This is a genomic window from Paenibacillus sp. G34 (assembly GCF_056856875.1).
In genome coordinates this window covers 3,237,013-3,260,130 of sequence record NZ_CM166469.1, presented here as the reverse complement: position 1 = coordinate 3,260,130, position 23,118 = coordinate 3,237,013, and the positions used below count along the sequence as shown (strand labels likewise).

The window sequence follows — 23,118 nt, the reverse complement described above, 5'->3', positions numbered from 1 at the left end:
CTCTTACTTTAACTTTTTAGCATGTGTCTATAATCCATTACGTGTATTTATAGTCCATTATTAGAGATCAGATTTTGGTACCAGAAGAAACTTTCCTTCCGTCTTCGCTCCAGCGTGCCGTTTCCGTCATTGTCCTGATCGACGTGGATCAGACCGTAGCGTTTTTCCATTTCGGAAGAAGAATAGCTGATCAGGTCGATGATTCCCCAGACGGTATACCCCATGATTTCAACACCATCCAGCAAAGCCTCATGCATTTGTTCGATATGAGAACGCAGGTATTCAATGCGATAAGGATCGCTGATTGTACCGTCATCTTCAATCGTATCGTAAGCACCAATGCCATTCTCTACGATAAACAGAGGTACCTGATAACGGCTGTACAGATTGTTAAGTGCGAGTCTCAGACCAATCGGATCGATCTGCCATCCCCAATCACTGACAGGAAGGTAAGGGTTCTTCACGCCGCCCATCGTATTGCCGCTAACCGTTTCCAGGCCTTCGCTATCTTCACTGGCTACAAAGGAGTTGTAGTAACTGAATGAAATAAAGTCAGCCGTATACTCTTTTAGCAAATCACTGTCGCCTTCAGCTTTTTCAATAGTAATTCCCTGCTCTCTAAAATACCTCTCGATGTAACCTGGGTAAGAGCCACGCACCTGCACATCGGTAAAGAACAGATTAAATTGATTATTTTTATGCGCAGCCAACACATCCAACGGATTACACGTGTGAGGATAGTGCAATAGGCTTGTCAGCATGCAACCAATTTGAGCATTAGGAATAATCTCATGACATAGCTTAACCGCATACGCACTTGCAATAAATTGATGATGCAACGATTGGTAGACCGCCTGCTCAACATTCTCGAAACGATCCGGAACAATGCCACCGTTGGTAAACGGATGACGAACTATACCATCAATTTCATTAAAAGTGATCCAATATTTTACTTTATCTTTATAACGGTTGAATACTGTTGTGCTGAAGCGTACAAAGAAATCAACAACCTCTCTGGATGTCCATCCACCATAATGATCGACCAGATACATTGGCATCTCATAGTGAGACAAGGTAACCAGAGGTTCGATGCCATTTTTAATCATCTCATCAAAAAGGCGATCGTAGAACAGCAAACCTTCCTCGTTTGCATTTGTTTCATTTCCATTTGGGAAAATTCGAGTCCACGCAATGGACGTCCGTAATGTTTTGATGCCCATCTCACCCATCAAAGCAAGATCCTCTGGATACCGATGATAGAAATCGATTCCTCTGCGTTTCGGATAATTTACGGTAGATTGATCCTCAAGCGCTGCCGCGAGCTGTTCCGAGCTTACAGCATTTTGCTTTTTGTAGTCACCTATGTTTTTCTTATTCATAGCCGTATCAGCGGTGGAAACCCCTTTTCCTGCTACGTTCCAAGCTCCCTCAGCTTGATTCGCTGCAATTGCTCCGCCCCATAAAAATCCTTCGGGAAATGTTCTGATGGTCGTCATATCATAATCCTCCTGTTAATGCGCTCTGTCCATCACACGGCTAATGTGAATGATGAGATACAATCTCTCTTCGTTTGACATAAATCGTTCAAATTTCGCGCCAATATAATTGTTGATCTTGGAAACACAATTGTGTTCCTCTGGATATTTACTCGAAATTCGTTCGAGCAATTCATCATCCTTGGATTCGAGCATGGTATTCTCTAACAATCGCTGAACAAAAAACTGTAGATGAGTCAAAAAGCGCGAATAATTAATGCTCGATGTATCCAACTCAATTCCATAATGAATGCGAATAATGTTAAGAATATCTTTAACGGTAGTAGTCATCATCATGACCTGGCTCATGTTCTGTTCCGTTTGCTGTGCATTGACCAGATGGAAGGCGATGTTAGCTGCCTCCTCTTCCGGCAGATCTAGTCCAAGCTTATCTTTAATAAACTTCAATGCCTGCTTCCCAATGAGAAATTCTTGCGGGTAAAACTTCTGCACTTCCCATAACATTCGATTTTGTATCGTAATATTCGATTTGAATCGTTTGGCAGCCATATGGAGGTGGTCTGTTAACGAAAAATAGAGATTTTCACTCAGATCACGCGATAATACCTGCTTCGCATAGGATATGATTTCGTCTGCCAAAATTAAATATTCTTCCGGCGTCTCTCTCATCAGTGCAGTCATATCCGAGGACATTTCTTCATTCTCAACGACGTATACTTTTTCAATTTCATTTTCGTTAATGATGTCCCCGGGTCTGCTTCTGAACCCAATCCCTTTGCCCATGGCGATAACCTCTTTATTGTCATTACGCTTGGCCAAAACAATACTTGTATTGAGAACCTTAACTACTCTCATATCCATGCTCCTCTATGTTCAGGGTGTACCTCACCCTCATAATATTACAAAATGGTTATTAGTGGTGTCTCAGCTCCTATTTTACCAGACTGCTCATGTCCAAGGATTTCAAGATAATCACCGCTGTTGGTTACAATAACCGGTGTTGTTGTATCAAAGCCTGCTTTTATAATGGCTTCCATATCGAAATCAATCAGAAGTTGACCGTGTTTTACGACATCACCCTCTTGAACAACAACATTAAAGTGTTGTCCTTTTAACTTCACTGTATCAATGCCGATGTGGATCAGAATTTCAACGCCTTCTACCGATCTCAAACCGATCGAGTGTTTGGTCCGAAAAACAGTTTGAACTGTCCCATCAAATGGAGCTACGACTTGACCTTTGGATGGTTTAATCGCCATGCCTTTACCCATTGCCTCTTGGGAGAACGCTTCATCGTTCACTGCTTTTAACGGAATTGCCTCTCCCTCAATCGGGGAGAAAACAACCAAACGCGACTGCAATTTTTCTTTCTTCGGAGTTGGTGGAGTTGTTTCTGTTGTTTCTACTGTAGCTGTTTTGCCTGATGATTGTTTGACATCATCCTCACCTGCAGGATCTTTAAAGCCGATGAAATAAACAGCAATTGGCGTAACAATGATCGAAATAGCTGCTGTAATCAGCGCGTAGGCAAAGTTATTTTCCGCCCCGATAAACATAGGTAACGATGCAAGGCCCGGTCCTACTGCTGCATAAGCTTTCAAGTTAACGATACCGGCAAAAAGCCCCGCTGAGCCCGCTCCAATCATACAAGCGACCAAAGTACGTTTCAGACGTAAATGTACCCCGTATAAAGCAGGTTCCGTAATACCGAACAATCCAGATATACCGGCTGGCAATGCAACCTGCTTCAATTTCTTGTCTTTTGCCAGGAACCAGACCGCAAGCGCTCCAGCGCCTTGTGCCATGTTAGAAGAAAGCATTGCACTATGAATCAATGTTTCATATCCGGGTGAAACCATTGCTGCGAAAATAACGGGATAAAACACTTTGTGCATTCCGAACATCACGATAAACGGAAGGAATACAGCCAAAATTACAACGGTTAACCAGCCAATTTTACCTTGAATCCAGAATAAACCGTCTGACAAACCTACACCCAAATAGTTACCGATGGGTCCCAAAACAGTGAGAGCCAATGGTGCCATGACGAGTATGACAATTAAAGGTTTCAGGAAGATTTTCACTGGACCAGGGGATACCTTATCCGCAAATTTCTCAACATACGACATGAGCCATACCGTCAGAATGATGGGTAAAACGCTGGACGCATAACTGATATTAGGTACAGGAATACCAGCGATTTCCACGGGTACTTCTCCGCCAAGTAATGCGATCATTTTAGGATGCAGTAATACCCCCGCCAGTGTGGCTGCAATATAAGGATTGGTTTTGAATTTCTGCGCACTTGAGTATGCCAGCAATACAGGTAGGAAATAAAACGCTGAATCAGCGATATTAAGCAATAACGCGTAAATTTGACTTTCTTTAGAAAGTATACCTAGCGATGTACACAATAAAAGCAAAGCTTTAAACATGCCCGCCGCTGCGATTGCTGGAATGATCGGCTGGAAAATACCCGTAATCAATCCGGCAAAGCTCTCAAACAATCCTTTAAAACTCATATCTCTTTTCTTGTTTGGCTCCGTGTTCCCATCTGTGTTTATAGTGATCATTTGTTTAAGTTCATTATATACATAGCTTACATCATTACCGATAATAACTTGATATTGTCCGCCACTGTATACGGCTCCCATGACGCCATCCATGGCTTTAATTTCTTCGGTTTTTGCTTGATTTGGATCTTTCAGATTCATCCTTAATCGAGTAGAGCAATGGAGAAAATCATTGATATTTTCTTGTCCGCCTACTTTGTCAAGGATAGCCTTAGCGGTTTCTTTGTAATTCATGTAAACACCTCACCCTGAAATTGTGCATAAAAAAAGGCCTAAATTGGGTGGGTATAATAAATATACAAACCACCCAATTTAAGCCTTGCCTGCCGAACAGTAACACGCCAAATTGAATCATATATGATGTTGTTTAATGCAAATATAAACGTTTACATCGATAATGTAGCATGGATTTCGACAAAAAGCAACACCTTCCACGCAAAGAATCTTATTAGCATTTATGAATTACCTTAAGATGTAATGGGCATCTTAACCAGACGATATATGTTCGCGACGGGGGTTGTTAACAATGCAGCACATCAATGATTGGTTGAAACAGATCGCACACAATTACATCTTGGTCGTCGTCGCTGCGGTTCTCTTTTTTGCGATCAAAGCTGTGATTGGCTGGTATACGTACAGGCACTATGATGAAAAATTAAAAACACTTACGGATAAAGTGAATCTTCTCCTTGAACAGAAAAAAACGGATTAGATGGCGAGAGTTCAGAAATAAACATTTTATGAATTTGAGACTATAGTCAAAACTCACAGTTTAATTTGGAGGGAAAAGATATGCTGGTCAATTGGATCGTTGGTATGGTCATCCCCCTTCTGATGGGTACATGGATTTTACGGCGGAACTATAGACTCGTTTTGATTTATTATCCGCTTGGAGTGGCCACATCCACTTGTATTAACAGTGTTGGGTTCAATTACTTCTGGAATATATTACCCGACACTCGTAATGAAGCCTTTGCGGCTCTCCCGATGGATCTGGGAATATATCCGGTTACGGGTTGCATTATGATGTATCTAATCCTTGTTAAACACTTCAGACCTTGGCCGAGTATCATTGTTTCAGCGCTCTTGTTGACATTGATTGAATACATTGCCAAACTTATGGGACATGTTGTTTATTTTAACGGATGGACTATCTTCTGGACGTTTTGGTCTTATTTCTTGGCGCTTATAATTGCCTATGGTTACAGCAAGCTGATAAAAATCATGATTAGTGACGATATCGTTAAGCAGATCGAACGTTAAAGGGCTCTGGTGCAGGCATAGCATGAAGCACAGCAAAAGAAAGCGGGTTACGTTTCTGGGCGTATGTGCATATCTTAACTCATCATTGTTTATGGAGGTATTGGTATGTATGCAACGTATCCTTATTTTTTTCGAAAACCCTTTACTCCCGTGTGGGCCACATCAACAGCTGAAGCGCTCGGACTCATTCAATCTGCTGTTCAGGGCGAACGAAATGATGAACTGTTTTATGATGCTCTTATTCGTATGGCTCCTGACACGTACCAAGCAGCTATCATTACAAGCATTCGCGATGATGAGCGCGGACACAATCAGATGTTCAGAGAAATGTACAAAGACCTCACAGGTCATGAGATCACGGGCGTAAGTAGCGAATCCCCAGAAACCGTCACATCGTATCTGGGTGGTTTACAGAAGGCATTTCAGGGCGAGCTGTCTGCGGTGGAGAAGTACAGAAAAATATGGTTTGGTCTCCCCTACGGTATTTACAAAGACACGGTATGGGGCATTATCCTGGACGAACAAAAACATGCGGATAAGTACAATAATCTGATTATCTACAATATGCTAAATGATTGCTAGATAAGGTCATTTGGATTGAAGCGGGCATGTTAAAAAAGTGAACGAACCTTAAATAGTTACAAAAATCAAAAAACCAGTAAACATCATCGTGTACTGGTTTTTGCTTTTTCAAGGCCCGTTTTCCATTTTTTATTTTTTATAAATATTAATATTACATGTATTCTTTGAGCGCTTCCTGCTCTGGCTCCGGCTCGACGTGAACGTGTACTGTATACACATCATGCTCTTCCAGCAGTTCGTTTTCCACATCGGTACAAATATCATGTGCTTGTTGCAGATCCAAATCTCCCCGAACCGTGATCACCACGTCAACCACTGCGTTGCTACCGTAATTACGTGCTCGTACATCTTTAACCGTCTCTACACCATGGATTCCAGCAATGGTCTCACGGTATTCTTGAATCAACTCTACATCGAATCCATCGGTAAGATGGTGCGTAGCTTCTCTGAAAATATCCCAGGCCGTTTTGCAGATCAGTAAACCGACGATAATTGCCGTTACCGGGTCAAGCCACGGAAGGCCGAACTGAGAACCTACGATCCCGACGACGGCACCGATACTTACCCAAGCATCGGAGATATTATCCCGTGCGGCAGCCATAACAGCCTGACTTTTGATCCGTGTGGCCAGCTTTTTATTGTATCGATAGACCAAAACCATAATAATTGCACAGAAAATGCCTGTATACGCAGCAATGAGATCAGGAGATTCGTGCTTGCCCTCGAATACGGAACCGAAGGCTTCGAATAATACTTGCAATCCTACAGCCATCATGATGAATGAGGCTACAAGAGACGCCACGGTTTCCGCTCGCCAGTGTCCATATGTATGATCTTTATCGGCCGGACGCTGGGCGAACCTTAAACCAATCAGTACGGCGATGGATGCGACAATATCCGTTGCATTATTCAAGCCGTCAGCTCTGAGTGCTTCTGAACCAGCAATTGTACCAATCACCAGCTTTAGTGCGGTCAAACATATATAAGCGATGATACTAATGATCGCCCCACGTTCCCCGAGTTTTAAATTATCGTATCTTACTTGATCCACATTCCGTTCCTCCTGCAATCTTCAACTCTCTTAACAGATGTATTCTTAACACCTGTATGATGGTATCATTGAACATTTGTGTGGGTCTAGAGAAACGTTTTAAGTGTAAGCAAACATAGTCTGAGTGCCGCAAGAGTTTAATGGGAATCCAAAAAAGTTGCGTAAGGAAAACTTGTACTCACAATCTCTTATCAACTCATAACGACATAAAAACCTGCCCAAACTCTTGGGCAGGTTCGAAAAGTTAACCTTATAGCACGGCTCTGTGAATCAAAAAAGTGAATCGATTACACTTTTAGTCCAGCAGGCTGAAGATCTGAATGTTCTCAACCTTGGCATCCTTGATATGGAACGACATGACATCTACATAGTTGGACGGCTCGTAACGGAAGTCGTCTTCCTCATCAGGTGCACCATTCCCCACCAGTTTACCTTCAGGATACGCTTTTTTAAGTGTGTCCAAGCTGTCCCCTGCTTTAATGTTTCGAACTGTCGTGTATTTGGGATCGGTAATTTTGATATTAAAGATCGAGTCTTGTTTTCCTTCAGGTACACTGATTGTTTTAATCTCCAGACCGGCGTACGTATATACTTTTTCCGTGAATCCGATTAAATTATCCATATTGGTGCCATCGCCAGCAGCATACGTATGGGATTTGAAATTGTCTGGTTTACCCAGCATCTGTTCCATCTGTTCTTCGTTCGCTGTATCCGAAATCGCAATGGTGTGCTCATTATAGACAAAAGCCAGCTCCTTCAGCACAACATTACCTTCCTTCTTCACTGAGCCTTCCTTCACTGCCTCAGAGCCCTGTCCTTCAGTACCTTCGGAATCCGTTTTTTTGGAATCGGATGTTCCTTCACCTTTACTTTGTCCATTCGTCGTATTTTGTTCAGCCGAATTCTGGCCGGTTGTTGGTGACTTCGCATCCGTGGACTGACAGCCCGTCAGAGCTACCGTTAGTAAAGCACTTAGCAGGATAAAGCTCGCAGATTTCTTTGATAATTTCATCATAATCCCTCCATAAATGTGTGATTTGTTCTTATGAAGTCATTATAAAAAAAGCATTTGTTAGTCTCATAACAGAAATGTATCAGTCTTGTAACGTTACTTCATTTGGGCTTCGTTTTAGAAACGTGTTTAGGCAAGAGGTAACACAATCGTAACTGTCGTACCTTGTCCTAACTCACTTTCGATGTCGATATATCCATTAAAACGCTCGACGATCTCTTTGCAAATGGACAAACCGAGACCTGAACCATTCGCTGTGCTTGCATTTTTCGCCCGGTAAAAGCGCTCCTGCACTCGCTCTAGTTCATCACCCGCGATGCCTATGCCTTGGTCACTTATCTTTACAACGACCTCGGTTGACGTATGTTCCATCTCCACATCAATTTGCGAATGACTGCCCGAATATTTGATAGCGTTATCCATAAGGTTGGCGATTGCATGGGACATGAGCATTGGATTGACGCTCGCGTAGACTCTTGTCATCCCTTCATCTGATGGGTTTTCCTCCGCTAGATTAACGTTGATCTTGATCTCTTTATCCTTCCCCTTGGCTTCCATATTCGTGGCGACTTGCTGGATCAGTGCGTTCATTTCCGTCTTTTCGACCTCCAGCTCGCTTGAACCTGCCTTGTCAAATCGGGATAACAACAACAGTTCATTAATCAAACGGGTGAGCCGATCCGATTCCTGCAACAGATGAGCATAGATTTTTTGTAACTCTTCGTTCTCATTCTCTCCTTCGTACAAGTATTGAGAGAAACCACGAATGGCTGCCAGAGGTGTTTTTAATTCGTGAGATACGTTCGAGACAAATTGTTTCTGGTATTGAATGTAATTATGAAGCTGCTGTCCCATGGAGTCGAGTCCATCCGCGAGCATCCCCAGCTCATCCTTGCGGTTCAGATGAACTCGCTTAAATTCCTGTCTGGAGAAACTTTGCGCGGCACCAAGGAGCACCTTAATCGGTTTGGTTGTATTTCGTGCAATCCACAGACTGGCTAACGTAATCAGCACAATGAATCCGCCCGCGCCTGCAAACAGCACATAACGGATTTGATCCATGATTGCATAAAAGTACGAAATGTCCTCTACGAACTCGTACACATAAGCATTTTCGTAAAATTGATTCTGAATGGGAGTCGCAAAATAAAGCAGATGATCATTCGTTACAGTGTAGGCATAGCTACCGCTCAGTGCTTTTTCAATATTTTTCTCGAAAATATGTGGTTTGCCATCATTAATGATGATGCCATCTACAGCCAAGCCCAGTAGCTGCTTGGAGCTGTCATAGATACGCACTTCCTTGCCTGAAGCCTTAAGCTTCTCTAGTGCAAGTCTGACGATTTCCTTCGTCTGCGGCTCCCCTGATGATGATCGATGCTGTGCCAGCACTTCACGGAAGGATAGCTCGGAGAGATCTGCCTTCTCCATCATCTGTTTTTCAATAGTAATGAAGCTGTAGTAATCAATGGCTTTATTAACGGCAAAGATGATGATGCCAAAGGAAAGCACAGAGAAAAACAAATAATTCAGCAGTAACCGGGTTGCGTACTTCAGGCCTCGCCACCTCCAAGCTGATAGCCGAATCCATAGATCGTTCGGACATATTTCGGTTCGTCCGCGTTATCCTCCAGCTTCTTCCGTAATCGCATAATGGTCATATCCACACTGCGACTATCCCCCATAAAATCGTATCCCCATCCGATTTGCAGCAACTCATCACGAGTATAGATTTTGTCAGGCCTCTTAAGTAAAGTCTCTAGAATTTTGAATTCCTTGGCTGTTAAAGAAACGGGAACATCGTTTTTCAGCACTCTTCGACTTTCCATATCAAATGTCAGCTCTTCATGGATGATACGTGTCGACGGCACTTCCGCACCTTCACTTGTCTCCACCTTGCTCTCGTTTCTTCTCAAAACTACCTTGATGCGAGCGAGCAATTCACGATTGTCAAACGGTTTTGTCATGTAATCTTCCGCGCCAAGTTCTAATCCAAGCACCTTATCTATAATCTCATTTTTGGCAGAGAGCATAATAACAGGAACTGCACGTTTCCCGGTAATCTCCTTGCACAAGTCATATCCCGAGCAATCGGGCAGCATCAAATCAAGCACTACCAGGTCTGGTTGAAAAGAGTCCAGCAATTGCAGTCCGGTTTTGCCATCTTCTGCGGTTTTTACATCATAGTTCTCTCTTCTGAGCACCAGCTCAATTAAATCTCGAATGGCGACTTCATCGTCAATGACAAGTATTTTATTCAATGGACTGTACACCCCTTCTATCCTTGTTCCCAGCTTGAATCATAAGTACCCTCATCTTAGCACAGACGCTTTAGAACCCTCCACCAATATGAAGATGAGGTATATTCCACTGAACCCAACATAACTTGTAATAAACCCGAAGAAAGGAGAACAAACCATGGATCTGCTCTGGGTACTTATTGTTGGTGGACTTATTGGCTGGTTAAGTGGCAACTTGATTGGGCGGGACGTACCGGGCGGTGTAATTGGGAACATTGTTGCGGGTTTTATCGGTTCCTGGTTAGGAACAGAATTACTTGGACCAAGGGGACCGGTGATTGGCGGGTTTCATATCATTCCGGCGATCGTTGGCTCAATCATTGCCCTGCTCCTCTTTTTTGCTCTGGCACGCGGCGGAGCCTTCCGTAGACGCTAACCAAGAAAAGTTGAAATCGATCCCGTTGTTCAATAGACATTTTTTATAGAGGTGTAGTAAGAGTATCCAATGCAAAGAAAAAAATAAAAAGACCGATAGTATTCATCGTTTGGAGATGAAAACTTCGGTCTTTTTTTTATTTTTGCAATGGGTTTATCGAGTTCATCCATTCTTCCAGTGCGTGAACAACTTGTTTAAGTTGCTCCTGTTCTGTGATCTTAGGTGCGTTGTCTCCCTTCTGCATTCCGTAGGAGCCGAATTGACCATGGTTGCCGCCTTCAATACTTACATATGTCGTGTCATTCGGAAGACTGGATTTGGATTTTTCCCACGATTCCCAGTTCAGAACACCATCATTGCTTCCCGTAATTTGCAGTGCGGACAAGTTCGTTCCGTCCAGTCTCCCGCCATCATCTGCATAAGAAGCTAGGTAAAAGACACCTTGGATCTGAGCTGTGTGCGCCGCAGCATATCTTGAAGCGAATACACCTCCTAGGGAGTGTCCACCAATAACAAAGCTTTCACCCGCATGTTCCGCGAGAAACGAATCCGCTCGATTTTCCCCGAACATCGCCAGGTTCAGCGGCATCTTCGTAATATACACACGATGTCCTTGCTCCGCTAGTGCTCGTGCCATAGGCGCATAACTTGCCGGCTCCACCAGACCTCCGGGATAAAACACAACATTCGGCTGCGTGATGTCCTGCCCTTTAGGTTCAAATTGATACGCGTTCTTCACTTCGCTGACAATAACCTGATTGTCACTTTTCATTGCCACTTCCGCTTGTTCCGACGGGCTATATGTGACAGATGCCAGGTACGCAAACACCCCTGCTACCAGGGCAATAATAATTACACTAATCCATATCGCTATTTTCTTCCATCTGCTCTTACGCAAGGTTGTCTTTGCCATAACTTCGTTGCCCACCTTTAAACGTATCATTTTAATTACAGAACTAATTATATTTACTGGTAAGTAAAATTACAAGCCTCTTTGCTTATATTTATGATTTGACATAAAATATTGTGGAAGGAGTGTGTACGAATCTATGCCAGAGAAAGTACCTAAACGTTTGCGCGGAAGACCCAAGCAGACGGACAATGACATTTCCATGCAACAAACCATTATCTATACGGCATCTACCCTATTTAAAGAATTTGGCTACGAGATGGTGACCCTTCAGCAGATTGGCAAGAAATGCGGCGTATCCAAACCAACCATATATTATCATTTCGCTGGCAAAGCGGATCTATTCGTGGCAGCCATGACAACGATGTTGCAGAACGTTAGAAAAATTACGGCGCATATGCTGGATGAGGCGGAACATTTGCAGGAAGGATTAATCCAATTAGCCGAAGCGCGTCTGGCGAATCCCCATGGCGAGATCGAAACGATGATGCGTGAAGCGGAGCGTTTATTGGAGCAAGAACAGATTCATGCGATACGTGAAGCGGAGCATCAGATTCACGAAGTGTTAGCCGCTCATTTTAAAAAAGCGATGAATCAGAACATTTTTCGTGAAGAAGACCCACTTTTCTTGGCTGAGGCTTTTTCGACTCTGATGTTAATGGGTAACCGTGAGCATGAACGGCAGAAAAATGAGTCTCATCGCGTCCTGGCGGAGAAAATTGTACTTGTTTTTCTTAAGGGAGTAACGACTTCTTAGTCCATTAATTAATTAATTGGCTGATTTGATCTGATGATCAATTCCACTTGTCTATTCATGCTTTATTCATGCCCAAAAGCTCGGTTGTTCGTTCTAAAGCGAACAACCGAGCTTTTTTTGACACGTTTAATTTTCCCCGCGCAAACCATCTGTAATCTGGATTCGTTCAAGACGTCTAAGCGGCCAGTATGAGGCTATGAGTGTGGCTATGATAGCACCCAAACTGCCAATCAGAATGCTACTCCAAGGCATAACCCATTCGATCTGCACCGCATTTCTCATCAGATAAGACACACCATTGCTCAAACCTGTACCAAGAAGACTTCCGTACACAGCTGCAAATACGCCATAGAACACACCCTCAAGCAAAACCATCTTACGAATTTCCTTTTGCGTCATACCAATCGCTTTTAATACGGCGAACTCCTTCGTCCGCAGAATAAGATTCGTACTTACCGTATTCAAAATATTCAGAAACGCAATGGCTGCAATGACTCCGATAAAACCGTACAGGAATATATTTAGCGTCAGCGCATCGTTACGGGCTTGTTTCATCTCCTCTACCCGATCGCGATAGTTATACCCTGCATCCTGCTGAACAAGGCTTTTGAAATAACCCACAATTGCCCCGTTATCTGTCTCAGGACTCGCTTGAATGAATATTCTGTCATAAGCGTTATCACCCGTAATGTTTTCAATCACCTTCGGTGTCGTTATCATTTGAATAATAGCACTTTCGGTATACTCACCAGAGAGAGGACCTTGATCTGCGGTACCGACAACAGTAACGGTTTTGTATGACTGCTTGTCACCCATTGACCGAACCTTAATTTTATCCCCTACCTTGAAACGGGTTTGATCAATGATCATGTTAGTTCCTTTTTCGGTGATCATGCTGATTTTCTGAATGACAATAACACCATTTCCATCGTTCATTTGGCTCGCATCAATGCTTCCGGAGGTGAGTTTGGAACGAAGCTCCTGAAGTCCGTTTATACCGTAAGAACTCAGAAAATTGTTATCCGTTCGATATCCGTTCTCTTGTTCAACCGTGTACATTTCTTTCTGCTGCTGGTAGTAATCCGGATTTATTTTCTCTTTCGGAATGATCGCTTGAAGCTGATGGTTGTAGAAAGAATAAGCCTGTTTAACTCCCTCAAGTGTTGCCAGCTTGTTATAAACCGAATTGGGGATGCGTTTACTCATACCCTGATAGTCCAAGGAGTAGGAGTAATTGATACCTGATGTAGAAGTTGTACTCAGAACGTTCACCAAGCCACTAAACACAATATACATAACAATGCTGATAATCATTGAAAAAGCCGTAATGCGAAATCTCTTTCGGTTCCGCCGAATATTTCGGCTGGCAAACCGCCATTCAAACCCTAGCCATCTGCTACCTGCAAAAGACAAGCGCTTGAAATCCCCCTGCTCTACCACCGTGCTGCCTGAGGTTTTCAGTGCTTCAAGTGGTGAAACGCTGGATGCCAGCTTGGCTGGACCCAGCGCTGATACATAGACAACAATCAGTCCTAAACCAGCTGCCGCAAGTAAAATAGGCACTGAAATAATCATGTGCATGTCGTTCAAGAAACCTAATGTCAGCATACTGATGTTATAGAATAAAACTTTCATTAAAATGGTTCCTGTAAATAAACCGATTGGAATGGCAATCAGACTAAGCACAGTCGCTTCCTTGAATACAATCCTGCGAATCTGAGCTGGTGTTGCACCGATACAGCGCAGCATGCCAAACTGAGAAATGCGTTCAAGCACTGATATATGAAATGTATTGTAAATTACTGCGCTTGTGCATCCCATGATAATTAGAACAATAGCTGCAAATGCATACATTGAACTTTGGTTAACGTTGGAATAGGTGCTTTTGCCAAACAGTTTGAGCAATTCATTGTTATATTCAATGCGTATATCCTTTAACACATTTTCCCGGTTCAGTTCCTGAGCAGAACCTTGATCCACATTCCCTAAACCCAATGAAGACAGAATGGCCTCGCTCTTCTCCTTTATATTGTCCATCGATTTCATCGTGGCATAGATAAAAAAATTCTGCGATGGATCGATTTTTTGATGATCATCATACGTAATCGCTGAATAGATAAAAGTGGATGACCACGTTACATTTTTGGCAGTTTTCATCACCCCGACAAGGGTATATTGCTGTTTCATACGCGGTTCGAATTTCTCATCCAGATCCCACCCATAATCACCAATGGAGTTCACACTCTTCACCTTTCCGGTGGAAGCTTCGACCCGATCTCCCAGGTTTAACGTAATCTTATCTCCAATTGCTGGTTTCGAAGGGAACGTATTCAGGCTCCAGGATGACAGGATAATTTCATCAGGCTTTTGCGGCAGACGTCCACTCTCCAACTGAACTTGAAGCTTGGACATGGCTTGCGCGTTGTATCCTTTTACATTCAAATAACGATACGGCGCAGCAAACGGGTTTTCCTTTTGCTCCTTTTCACTCGTGGAACTTATGATGGCATAACCAATACGATGAATGACTCCTGCACTGCCTATGGCGGCCTGATTCATGATACGAGGTACGTCTTTGCCCGAAACTCCATTGAAGGAAACCTCATAATCTCCATAATCTTGAATTGTCTGACGTACCAGTTTGTCCTGATAACTCATTGCTAGTGTGCCGACAGCGGTAAGAAGTGTTACCGATAGAATGATGCCCACAATGGTGAGAATGGATCTTTTTTTCTGGCCAAGCAAATATTTCTCCGTGAGCCCTGTATACTTACGCATGGTGCTCGCCCCCAGATTGCTGATCGAAAAGAACCCCGTCTTTAATGTTCACAATACGATCGGCTCTCTGGGCTACATCGGAATCATGCGTAATCATAATCAAGGTTTGATTGTACTTTCGAACTGAATAGGTGAGCAAATCTACAATTTCTTTACTGTTTTTGCTATCGAGATTGCCTGTTGGTTCGTCAGCTAGTATGATCGAAGGTTTGTTAATTAAGGCTCGTCCAATGGCTGTACGCTGTTGCTGTCCACCTGATAGCTGGTTAGGGAGATGATGCTTTCTGTCTTTTAGACCGAGTACGTTCATTAGTTCGTCTGCATAGTCTTCATCGGCTTGACGATGGTCTAGTAGCATAGGCAGTTTAATATTTTCTTCTGCGCTTAGAACCGGAATCAGGTTATACGCCTGGAAAATGAATCCGATCTTTCGTCTTCTGAAAATGGCTAAATCCGTTTCGTTCAGAGAATACAGATCTGTCCCATCAATATGGACTTGTCCACTGGTTGGGCGATCTACACCTCCAAGCAAATGCAGTAACGAACTTTTCCCCGAACCACTTGCACCAACAATAGCGACAAATTCACCTTGTTGAACCGTTAAATTAATCTCTTTCAATGCATCGACCTTGGCGTCGTTACTTCCGTATGTTTTACATAATTCACACGTTTTTAAAATTTCCAAAGCAAGTGCCTCCTTCATGAGCTGTGAACAATGGTTGTATTCATATGGTTATTATAGGCTCGGAAGCTTACGTTAAAGTGAAGAGGAAGCTTACGTTATTGTAAGCTTCCTCTCAATACACTGTTTTCATAAAAGTAATTCGGAATTCAGCTCCCTCTCCAGGCTCGCTTGATACCGAGATCGTTCCACCCAAACCTTCAATAATGGACTTGGTCAGGGACAGACCTACGCCGGTACTATGAGGTTTGACGTTACTCCTGCCCAGATAAAATCGGGTAAATACATGGGGGATCTGCTCTGGCCGAATCCCTTCTCCTTCATCCCGGATGATAATCGAGTGAAATAAGCCCTCATCCTCTATTGTAATGTACACTTTCCCTGATACCGGAGAGTGCTCCAGCGCGTTTTTCGTCAAATTAATAATCGCTTCGGTTAACCATTCCTCATCTGCATGCAGCAACATACCTTCGCCGCCTTGAACGATGATGCTCTGTTTCTTCTGTTCCGCCAAGGGTTGCAAGGTCTGTACCGTTGATTCAACGATGTCTTTGGGTTCAATGTTCTGCAGTTGAAAAACGATAGCTCCCGCTTCCACTCGTGCCAACTTCAACAAGCTAATAATCAGCCATTCCATCCGTTCAATCTGCTGCCTGCTTCGTTCCAGAAAAATGGTTCGAATCTCTTCTTTCATGTGTGGGTCATGCAACATATTTTCATTGAATACAAGCAGGGATGCGAGTGGTGTTTTGAGTTGATGTGATATATCGGTCAGCAGATGGCTTAGAAATGTTTTCTCCTGCTTCAGCTGATCTACGCTATGACTTAGTCTGCCTGCCATCATGTTAAAGCTATGGCCAAGCGCGCTGAAGTCTCCCTCTGCATTCTCAGGCAATGAGGTATCGAATTGACCTTCCACCACCTGCTCCGCTGCATGTGTAACACGGCGTATTCTGGAAAACAGCTTGCGGTACTCCCAAAATAAAAGCATCAATACCGGGATACCGCACAGGAAAAAGATCAATGCTGTATTTCCAGGTAATGCTGTTCCCGATAGGGCAGGCTGATCCTGAATATTCATATGATTTGTATATCCGTATTGAGACAATATTTGTTTACCTAGCTTAAGATCCTGCGGGTCTGTCCCTTGAGTGATCGTATGAATGAGCTGATCTTCGAGCTGTGGTTGCTTACTTAACACTTGTCCAACAAAGGCCGCGTGCTGGTTCACAACCGTTTCATTAATGCTTTGTGTTTGTAGGTTCATCACAACATAAATGATTGCAGTCAAACCTAATTGAACAAGGATGAACTTGGTGAACACAGATTTCCACTCTGGATTACGGATGACTTCAACCATCAGCGGTATGCTCCTGTCGTTTCGGCGTTCCATTTGTATCCAACCCCACGAATTGTAACAATATACTTAGGCGCGGCGGGTGTTTCCTCCACCTTTTCCCTTAATCTGCGTATATGTACGGACAACGTATTATCATCAATGAATTCACCAGAGACATCCCATAACTTCTCAAGGATTGATGTCCTGCTGCATATCTGTTTGGGATGGGACATTAACATAAGAAGCAGCCGGAACTCTAGCGTTGTGAGCGGAACTTCATTTTTGTTTTTGAAAACAACACCTTCCAGCACGCGAACTTCAAAGTCGTCGGATTTCCATATGTTTGAATGCTGTTCAGGGCGGGAATGACGCCGTAAAACAGCCTTGATTCTGGAAAGCAGCTCCTTGGTACGAATCGGCTTGGTCATATAATCGTCAGCACCCAGATCAAGTCCCGCGACCACATTCATCTCTTCATCCAGCGCGGTGAGAAAAATGATCGGCACCTCTGAGTCCACACGAATTTGCTTGCATAATTCATATCCCGTTCCGTCAGGCAAATTAATATCGAGCAAAATAAGTTCTATCTTGTGCTGCGCAAGAGCATCGCGAGCTTCCTTCAAGGTTCCGGCATGAATGACCTCATAACCTTCGTTAGTTAATGTATATTCTATTCCAAATACAAAATTTTCATCATCTTCAACAAGCAAAATGTGGTTCAATGCTGCACCCCTATTCTAGCGTTACCTCTTAAATGCAAGTGTATGTGCTTCATCATTCTACTAAATGTAACATTTGAAATACAAGCGGGGGCTCGTTTGCCGTTTGTTGTATGAACAGGTTCTGATGCAAGCGTAAAAAACAAAAAAAAGACAACCAATATGTATCGGCTGCCTTTGACGAAAAATGATAAAACGTTCAAGTCGTGCTAAAAGTGCAGGATTCCTTTTGTATTCTCTCCCCAGAACTATTTAATTCACCAACTTCTCCGGGTTCTTTACTTTAATGGAAACGACCTCACCGCAGTTCAGACAGATCGTATACACACGTTCAGAACCGAGTGACATCTTTTTATCCAACGGCCGCAAATTAATAAAGTCGGTTGCCTCCACAAAGGATGTACCTCCGCAATCGTTACAAGTTCTAGATGTTGTTGTCATATCAAACATTCCCCTTTCTACTTATGTAATTTCAATCCTCATTTCAATCATTTTAATCATTACGATGCATTCTTACCCTTTCCTACATACACTAATTACCATTGGACTTGAGGGTTGAAACGGCGTTTGATCCCAGTTCGCATATTGACTCTCTATGGCAAAACCTTGCTTTTCCAGCAACTGCTTAAGTGTCTGCACATCCGTAAATCGGCAAGCAATGCGTGACGTCGTTTGGCGATGGCCCCAGTCCCGAATAGTTGTCCAGTGCATGATCTGTTTCTCGGCATCATATGTCTGGTTACCAGATACATTGACGTTCACGCCATCCACATCGATGAATGTGCCCCAGTGCTCTTCTTCCTCATCCGATAAATCATTGCCGTCCGGATTTCGCATCTCAAATGCAAATATGCCGCTAGGCTCTAAATGATTATACGCCGTTTGCAGCAATGCCTGCTGATCCTCATCGCTCAGAAAAGCCTGAAATGCATTTCCCGTCAGAAAAATCATGGAGAAGCGCTGATCGGATTCAAATGAACGCGCATCTGCTTCGATAAAAGCAACCGGTAGATCCTTCGCTTTGACCCTCGCATACGCGAGCATAGGCTCTACGATATCTAAACCGCTAATTGGAACTCCTCTTTCGGCTAAATAAAGTGTGGCTAGTCCTGTTCCACAAGCAAGCTCCAGCACATGTCCGGGATTTTTCTTGGCAAGTTGAAGGAAAAATTCGTATTTGTCCGTCTCACCGCCAAATTCCAGATCATAGTTCATTGGATCCCGGTACTCTTCCTGATTGTTGTGATCAATCAATACGTCTCACCCTTTTTCCATCAAAAATGTATTTACAACAGGAATTATAACACACTATAATGGTTTACATTGAGTAAAGGTTAACGATGTGTAAACCGTAAAATGTGTACATGATGGAGAAGGAGAAATTTAAAACGTATGCGTACAATGACACAATCCACCCGCTTTCCGATGTTCATTCTGATGTTAAATCTGTTTATTGCTTTGCTCGGACAAGGGATGCTGATTCCGATATTACCGGAGTATCTCAAGCTGTTCCATGCAGGAGGCACCGTTGCCGGATTTTTGGTCGCGGCCTTTGGCGCAGCTCAGTTTCTGTTTTCGCCCCTCGGAGGACAATGGGCTGACCGCTTTGGGCGTAAAAAGCTGATTATGGCAGGTATGTTTCTGGTTGTCGTATCAGATCTTATTTTTGCGGTATCGACATCTTTGCCTCTTCTCTATATCGCTCGTTTCATCGGGGGAATCAGTCTAGGTCTGATGGTTCCAGCCAATCTGGCTTATGTGGCCGATATTACAACTCCCGAGACTCGTGCCAAAGGGATGGGTTATTTCGGTGCATCGATGAACCTGGGTATGGTGCTAGGGCCAGGTTTGGGCGGTTTTATTGCCGAGATGGGTGTGCGTATGCCGTATTTCGTCGCTTCTGGATTGGGTTTAGTTGCGGCAATGCTTACCCTTCTCTTGCCAGAGACTCTTCCACCTGAAAAGAGAACAATCTCAACGTCGAAGAAAAAAGGGTTCACTATGGGCGAACAAATCTGGAGTTCGTTCAAGGTTCCTTATTTTGGATACTTGTTGATTATTCTGGTGATGACCTTTGGTCTGATGAGTTATGAGACGGTCTTCTCGCTGTTTGCCAAATACAAATACGGCTTTAATGCTTCTACGATCTCGGTTATCATCACCATGGGAGCGATTATCGGTATCGTGATCCAGATCTGGCTACTGGACTTTTTTGTGAAACGCTTGGGCGAAATCAAGCTCATCCGTCTGTCCTTAATCATGACCCCGATTGCTCTCTTGCTCATGTTAATTAAGGTGAATCTAGTATTTCTGTTATTTGCATCAGCGCTTTATTTTGCATTTAATGCGTTCCTGCGACCGACTGTCAGCTCCCTGATATCCAAAAGCGCCGGGGATCGTCAAGGTTACGCCTCTGGCCTGAATACGACCTATTCCAGTCTGGGAACCGTCTTCGGCCCGCTCGTTGCAGGTCTGCTATTTGACAAAAACGTAAACTTTCCGTATATTTTTGGTGCCTTTATGTTGTTAGCTGCGTTATCACTTACAATGAATGCACAACGCTCCAAGAAAGGAAACCGATATGCAAGCGAATGAGAATTGGCATCAGCAGTTAAAAAATCAGAATCGGGATGAACTGATCGAAGCGGGTAAGCACCTTTTTCTAAAGCACGGTCTGCTTCAAGTGAAGATTAAAGACATTTGTGCTGAAGCGAATCTAAGCCGAGTGACCTTCTATAAACATTTTCAATCGATCGATGAGCTGTTGCTTACCATTCAGATGCAGTTGGTTGAAAGCATGACCCTGCACGTCGGACAGGCTGCAAGCCCAAGTGATAGTGGCCGTGAACAGCTTGCAGCGATGCTAAACGGATGGGTTTCTTTTGCTAAGGAAAATCCGGACCATATTCGTTTTATCCAACTATTCGATATCAATTACGAGGTGGTTCATTTTCAGCCGGAACTGAAGGATATTTATGAACGGTTTATCCAAAACGGTAAAGAGAACCACTTCCTGCTTGAAGCATTGAATTCAGGAGTTGCCGATGGTAGCATCCGCAATGCTACCCCTCCGCTTAAGCTCGCGCAGTTCATATTTACGGTGATGATGGGTATGCTCCAGAAGATGTTTACACAGCGCTCACATGAACTTCATCAACTGGATGATCAGATGACAAAGCAGTTGGTTGATATGCTGTTGCATTATGCAGGCAATGAGGACAACCGATAGAGTCAATTCGTGGAGCAAGATTAGACAGATTGGCCAACGATCCCTGAGCTAGAGTTTGCAAAATAAAAGAAGCCCTCCCTCACACGTAGAGTTCTTGTACTCATGTGGAAGGTAAGGCTTCTTTGTTTGCGTTTTGCGTTTTGCGTTTTGTGTTATGAATTTGTGATTACATCAAGCTTCAAGCTTTACACCCGAGACATATTCAAAAGCTGCTCAAACGCATGAATGTTGGCTGCAAACTCAGGTACGCTCTGTGCTTCTTCTGCGGCTTCGACCAGTTTAACGACCGTATCATTATACGGTGTTGCAATATCCGTACCTTTTGCCTTGCTCGAAACTACGCCGTTGATATAGTGAATTTCCGTTTTACGTTGTTTCTCCAGATCCTGTAACATGCTCGCTTTAAGCAATCTGGAAGGTTCCATTACATGGCGTAACGTTTCAATACGTGCAGGGATTTCCATTTCGCTCTGTAGCTCCAATGAAGCCATATCGAATCCGTTCATGGTGACAAAAGAAACACCGTTCCCCTGTCCGACCTTGATCGTTTCGTCAATAATATGAACCGCACTTCGAATGCCCGCTTCATGATCCAAAATATCTCCATACGTGCCGTTCAGTGCAGCAGATAAACCGCTAAAAGCATTGTTGATTAGCAGTTTTGACCATTTCGTTCCTACCAGGTTATCCGAGATATGTGTACCTCCAACCAGATCCAGCACTTCTTTAACACGCTGAATTCGCTCGGTCGTCTCTCCGTTCAATTCCCCGATCTGGAATGCGTACTGCTTGAATTGAGGATACGCCGTGGTCAGGCTGGATACGCCAGGTTCCATGAACGTAGCGCCAAATTCAACGGAACCAGCGATAACTCGATATGCCCCGACAATAGATGCCACGCTGTCTTCAGGAATCCCGTTCTGGAGGGAGCATACGATGCTATCTTCATGCAGGTATGGAAGCAATTCTTTCAGCACCGATTCATTGAACAGTTGTTTTGTTAACAACAGCACAAGATCATATTGCCCTGACTTTTGTTCAGGGGTGATTGCTTTTACTTTGGCCTGAAATTCGGTCGTCCCGATTACTTTCGCTCCTGTCTGATTCAGTGCGTCGACATGCTCCTGATAGGCATCAATTAACTCCACGTCCATTCCGCCATCTGCCAGATAAGCACCAACGATGGTTCCAAGTGAACCTGCACCTACAATCGCGATTCTCATATGTGTTGCCTCCTTATTTTTGTTCCAGATAGTTATATACAGGCTGTGCTGCATTCAAAGTTAAGTTCGTCAGGATGTGTGAAGCAGACACGACTTCAAGCACCGGCAAATCAGCCAAAGGCGCAAGCGCATGCTCAAAAAGTTGTAGCCGAGCCGGGCCTGTCCACGCTTCCTTCACCTCGATATCGGTAATTTGCGTACGGATCAGATCACAGATGCGAAGGTTACCGGTATAATCCGTGGCCATTTTGATCATAAAGTTGGGACGGCAGATTTCTTTTTTGGCAAGCTCTTTGTCCATCTCCACATGTTTGAAACCCATCGTTGCTGTGGCTACGCGTAGTGATCCATAGTCCAGCGTGCCCACGAGGGTATCGGAGTCCGTATACAGTTTGGGGGCACCGAGCTTTTTCGGATAAGCCGTTAACTCTCGGCCGCTTGCAATGGCGGGGAAGTTATCCACGTACATCGAATGCACGTAATCCCCGTCTTCCCCATTGAACTGCACGGGAATGACCTGTCCAGCTTCCGTATATGCGCCAAGTCCGGAAACATCCGGCATCCACATCACTTCGAATTTCACCAAGGGTTCGGTGATTTGCAATGGCTCAGGAACAGCTGCCCGCAGAGCCTGCTCATCCGTTCGGTAGATAATGTTCAGATACTCGCGATTCACGAATTTATAAGGTGGCATTGGATATGCCGGGGCTGTTAAAGGCGTGTTCAGGTTTTTAGCAATATTGTTCACATCGATTTTCATGAAAAAGACACCTGCCTTTGCATCGGGTTATTAGATTATTGCTTTAACTGATAATTTGAATTTGTTGA

23 protein-coding genes are annotated in these 23,118 nt (G+C 43.7%); 7 read left to right on the top strand and 16 right to left on the bottom strand.

All coding sequences use genetic code 11. The features are described from left to right. Positions 1–47 precede the first annotated feature (47 nt). The 3 genes from AC1VYS_RS14720 to AC1VYS_RS14710 are packed head-to-tail and all read right to left on the bottom strand — an operon-like array spanning position 48 to position 4,303. Positions 48–1,496, bottom strand: a complete 1,449-nt coding sequence (locus AC1VYS_RS14720) for a glycoside hydrolase family 1 protein (protein ID WP_482910311.1) — start codon at positions 1,494–1,496, stop codon at positions 48–50. Between the two features lie 15 nt (positions 1,497–1,511). After that, complete coding sequence (gene licT / locus AC1VYS_RS14715; RefSeq protein WP_482910310.1) at positions 1,512–2,351, bottom strand: BglG family transcription antiterminator LicT; 840 nt, start codon at positions 2,349–2,351, stop codon at positions 1,512–1,514. 44 nt (positions 2,352–2,395) lie between these two features. Continuing rightward, positions 2,396–4,303 carry a beta-glucoside-specific PTS transporter subunit IIABC gene (locus tag AC1VYS_RS14710; RefSeq protein WP_482910309.1) on the bottom strand — a complete coding sequence of 636 codons (1,908 nt, stop codon included), beginning with the start codon at positions 4,301–4,303 and terminating at the stop codon, positions 2,396–2,398. A 292-nt stretch (positions 4,304–4,595) separates the two neighbouring features. Between AC1VYS_RS14710 and AC1VYS_RS14705 the strand changes: the two genes are divergently transcribed. The 3 genes from AC1VYS_RS14705 to AC1VYS_RS14695 all read left to right on the top strand — a co-directional run bounded on the left by AC1VYS_RS14705 (position 4,596) and on the right by AC1VYS_RS14695 (position 5,914). After that, positions 4,596–4,781: a hypothetical protein gene (locus AC1VYS_RS14705; RefSeq protein ID WP_482910308.1), complete on the top strand. Its 186-nt coding sequence runs from the start codon at positions 4,596–4,598 to the stop codon at positions 4,779–4,781. Between the two features lie 80 nt (positions 4,782–4,861). Further along, complete coding sequence (locus AC1VYS_RS14700) at positions 4,862–5,332, top strand: hypothetical protein (protein ID WP_482910307.1); 471 nt, start codon at positions 4,862–4,864, stop codon at positions 5,330–5,332. A 105-nt stretch (positions 5,333–5,437) separates the two neighbouring features. Continuing rightward, positions 5,438–5,914: a ferritin family protein gene (locus tag AC1VYS_RS14695; RefSeq protein ID WP_482910306.1), complete on the top strand. Its 477-nt coding sequence runs from the start codon at positions 5,438–5,440 to the stop codon at positions 5,912–5,914. A 151-nt stretch (positions 5,915–6,065) separates the two neighbouring features. On the opposite strand, the gene AC1VYS_RS14690 is transcribed toward AC1VYS_RS14695, so the two are convergent. From AC1VYS_RS14690 to AC1VYS_RS14675, 4 genes are all read right to left on the bottom strand, one after another. Next, entirely contained in the window at positions 6,066–6,965 is a 900-nt protein-coding gene (locus AC1VYS_RS14690; RefSeq protein WP_482910305.1) for a cation diffusion facilitator family transporter, read from the bottom strand. Between the two features lie 295 nt (positions 6,966–7,260). Further along, positions 7,261–7,977 (bottom strand): hypothetical protein, encoded by a 717-nt coding sequence (locus AC1VYS_RS14685; protein ID WP_482910304.1) that lies wholly within the window; start codon positions 7,975–7,977, stop codon positions 7,261–7,263. A gap of 129 nt (positions 7,978–8,106) precedes the next feature. Further along, positions 8,107–9,501 carry a sensor histidine kinase gene (locus AC1VYS_RS14680; protein ID WP_482910303.1) on the bottom strand — a complete coding sequence of 465 codons (1,395 nt, stop codon included), beginning with the start codon at positions 9,499–9,501 and terminating at the stop codon, positions 8,107–8,109. A gap of 29 nt (positions 9,502–9,530) precedes the next feature. Further along, positions 9,531–10,238 carry a response regulator transcription factor gene (locus tag AC1VYS_RS14675; RefSeq protein WP_154888955.1) on the bottom strand — a complete coding sequence of 236 codons (708 nt, stop codon included), beginning with the start codon at positions 10,236–10,238 and terminating at the stop codon, positions 9,531–9,533. Positions 10,239–10,395: 157 nt separating this feature from the next. Between AC1VYS_RS14675 and AC1VYS_RS14670 the strand changes: the two genes are divergently transcribed. After that, on the top strand, positions 10,396–10,653 hold the full coding sequence (locus AC1VYS_RS14670) for a GlsB/YeaQ/YmgE family stress response membrane protein (protein ID WP_090916093.1): 258 nt from the start codon (positions 10,396–10,398) through the stop codon (positions 10,651–10,653). Between the two features lie 136 nt (positions 10,654–10,789). On the opposite strand, the gene AC1VYS_RS14665 is transcribed toward AC1VYS_RS14670, so the two are convergent. Further along, positions 10,790–11,566, bottom strand: coding sequence for an alpha/beta hydrolase (locus AC1VYS_RS14665; protein ID WP_482910302.1), 777 nt, complete (start codon positions 11,564–11,566; stop codon positions 10,790–10,792). Between the two features lie 136 nt (positions 11,567–11,702). On the opposite strand from AC1VYS_RS14665, the gene AC1VYS_RS14660 reads away from it, so the two are divergent. Next, complete coding sequence (locus AC1VYS_RS14660; protein WP_482910301.1) at positions 11,703–12,320, top strand: TetR/AcrR family transcriptional regulator; 618 nt, start codon at positions 11,703–11,705, stop codon at positions 12,318–12,320. Positions 12,321–12,446: 126 nt separating this feature from the next. Here AC1VYS_RS14660 and AC1VYS_RS14655 read toward each other — a convergent pair whose 3' ends face one another. The 6 genes from AC1VYS_RS14655 to AC1VYS_RS14630 all read right to left on the bottom strand — a co-directional run bounded on the left by AC1VYS_RS14655 (position 12,447) and on the right by AC1VYS_RS14630 (position 19,092). Beyond that, positions 12,447–15,098, bottom strand: coding sequence for an ABC transporter permease (locus AC1VYS_RS14655; protein ID WP_482910300.1), 2,652 nt, complete (start codon positions 15,096–15,098; stop codon positions 12,447–12,449). Next, positions 15,091–15,783, bottom strand: a complete 693-nt coding sequence (locus AC1VYS_RS14650; RefSeq protein ID WP_482910299.1) for an ABC transporter ATP-binding protein — start codon at positions 15,781–15,783, stop codon at positions 15,091–15,093. The genes AC1VYS_RS14655 and AC1VYS_RS14650 overlap by 8 nt, the downstream gene beginning before the upstream one ends. Before the next feature lie 112 nt (positions 15,784–15,895). Continuing rightward, positions 15,896–17,140 carry a HAMP domain-containing sensor histidine kinase gene (locus AC1VYS_RS14645; protein WP_482910298.1) on the bottom strand — a complete coding sequence of 415 codons (1,245 nt, stop codon included), beginning with the start codon at positions 17,138–17,140 and terminating at the stop codon, positions 15,896–15,898. Next, complete coding sequence (locus AC1VYS_RS14640) at positions 17,140–17,841, bottom strand: response regulator transcription factor (RefSeq protein WP_482910297.1); 702 nt, start codon at positions 17,839–17,841, stop codon at positions 17,140–17,142. The genes AC1VYS_RS14645 and AC1VYS_RS14640 overlap by 1 nt, the downstream gene beginning before the upstream one ends. Before the next feature lie 249 nt (positions 17,842–18,090). Then, the gene (locus AC1VYS_RS14635) at positions 18,091–18,279 is read right to left on the bottom strand and encodes a hypothetical protein (RefSeq protein WP_154985372.1); all 189 of its coding nucleotides are present in this window, start codon (positions 18,277–18,279) and stop codon (positions 18,091–18,093) included. A 72-nt stretch (positions 18,280–18,351) separates the two neighbouring features. Beyond that, positions 18,352–19,092 (bottom strand): class I SAM-dependent methyltransferase, encoded by a 741-nt coding sequence (locus AC1VYS_RS14630; protein ID WP_482910296.1) that lies wholly within the window; start codon positions 19,090–19,092, stop codon positions 18,352–18,354. Between the two features lie 138 nt (positions 19,093–19,230). Here AC1VYS_RS14630 and AC1VYS_RS14625 point away from each other — a divergent pair, with 138 nt between their 5' ends. Further along, complete coding sequence (locus tag AC1VYS_RS14625; RefSeq protein ID WP_482910295.1) at positions 19,231–20,433, top strand: MFS transporter; 1,203 nt, start codon at positions 19,231–19,233, stop codon at positions 20,431–20,433. After that, positions 20,420–21,067: a TetR/AcrR family transcriptional regulator gene (locus AC1VYS_RS14620; protein WP_482910294.1), complete on the top strand. Its 648-nt coding sequence runs from the start codon at positions 20,420–20,422 to the stop codon at positions 21,065–21,067. The genes AC1VYS_RS14625 and AC1VYS_RS14620 overlap by 14 nt, the downstream gene beginning before the upstream one ends. A gap of 185 nt (positions 21,068–21,252) precedes the next feature. On the opposite strand, the gene AC1VYS_RS14615 is transcribed toward AC1VYS_RS14620, so the two are convergent. Both AC1VYS_RS14615 and AC1VYS_RS14610 read right to left on the bottom strand, forming a co-directional pair. Further along, positions 21,253–22,290: a ketopantoate reductase family protein gene (locus AC1VYS_RS14615; RefSeq protein WP_482910293.1), complete on the bottom strand. Its 1,038-nt coding sequence runs from the start codon at positions 22,288–22,290 to the stop codon at positions 21,253–21,255. A gap of 13 nt (positions 22,291–22,303) precedes the next feature. Next, positions 22,304–23,050 (bottom strand): acetoacetate decarboxylase, encoded by a 747-nt coding sequence (locus AC1VYS_RS14610; RefSeq protein ID WP_482910292.1) that lies wholly within the window; start codon positions 23,048–23,050, stop codon positions 22,304–22,306. Between the last annotated feature and the right edge of the window lie 68 nt (positions 23,051–23,118).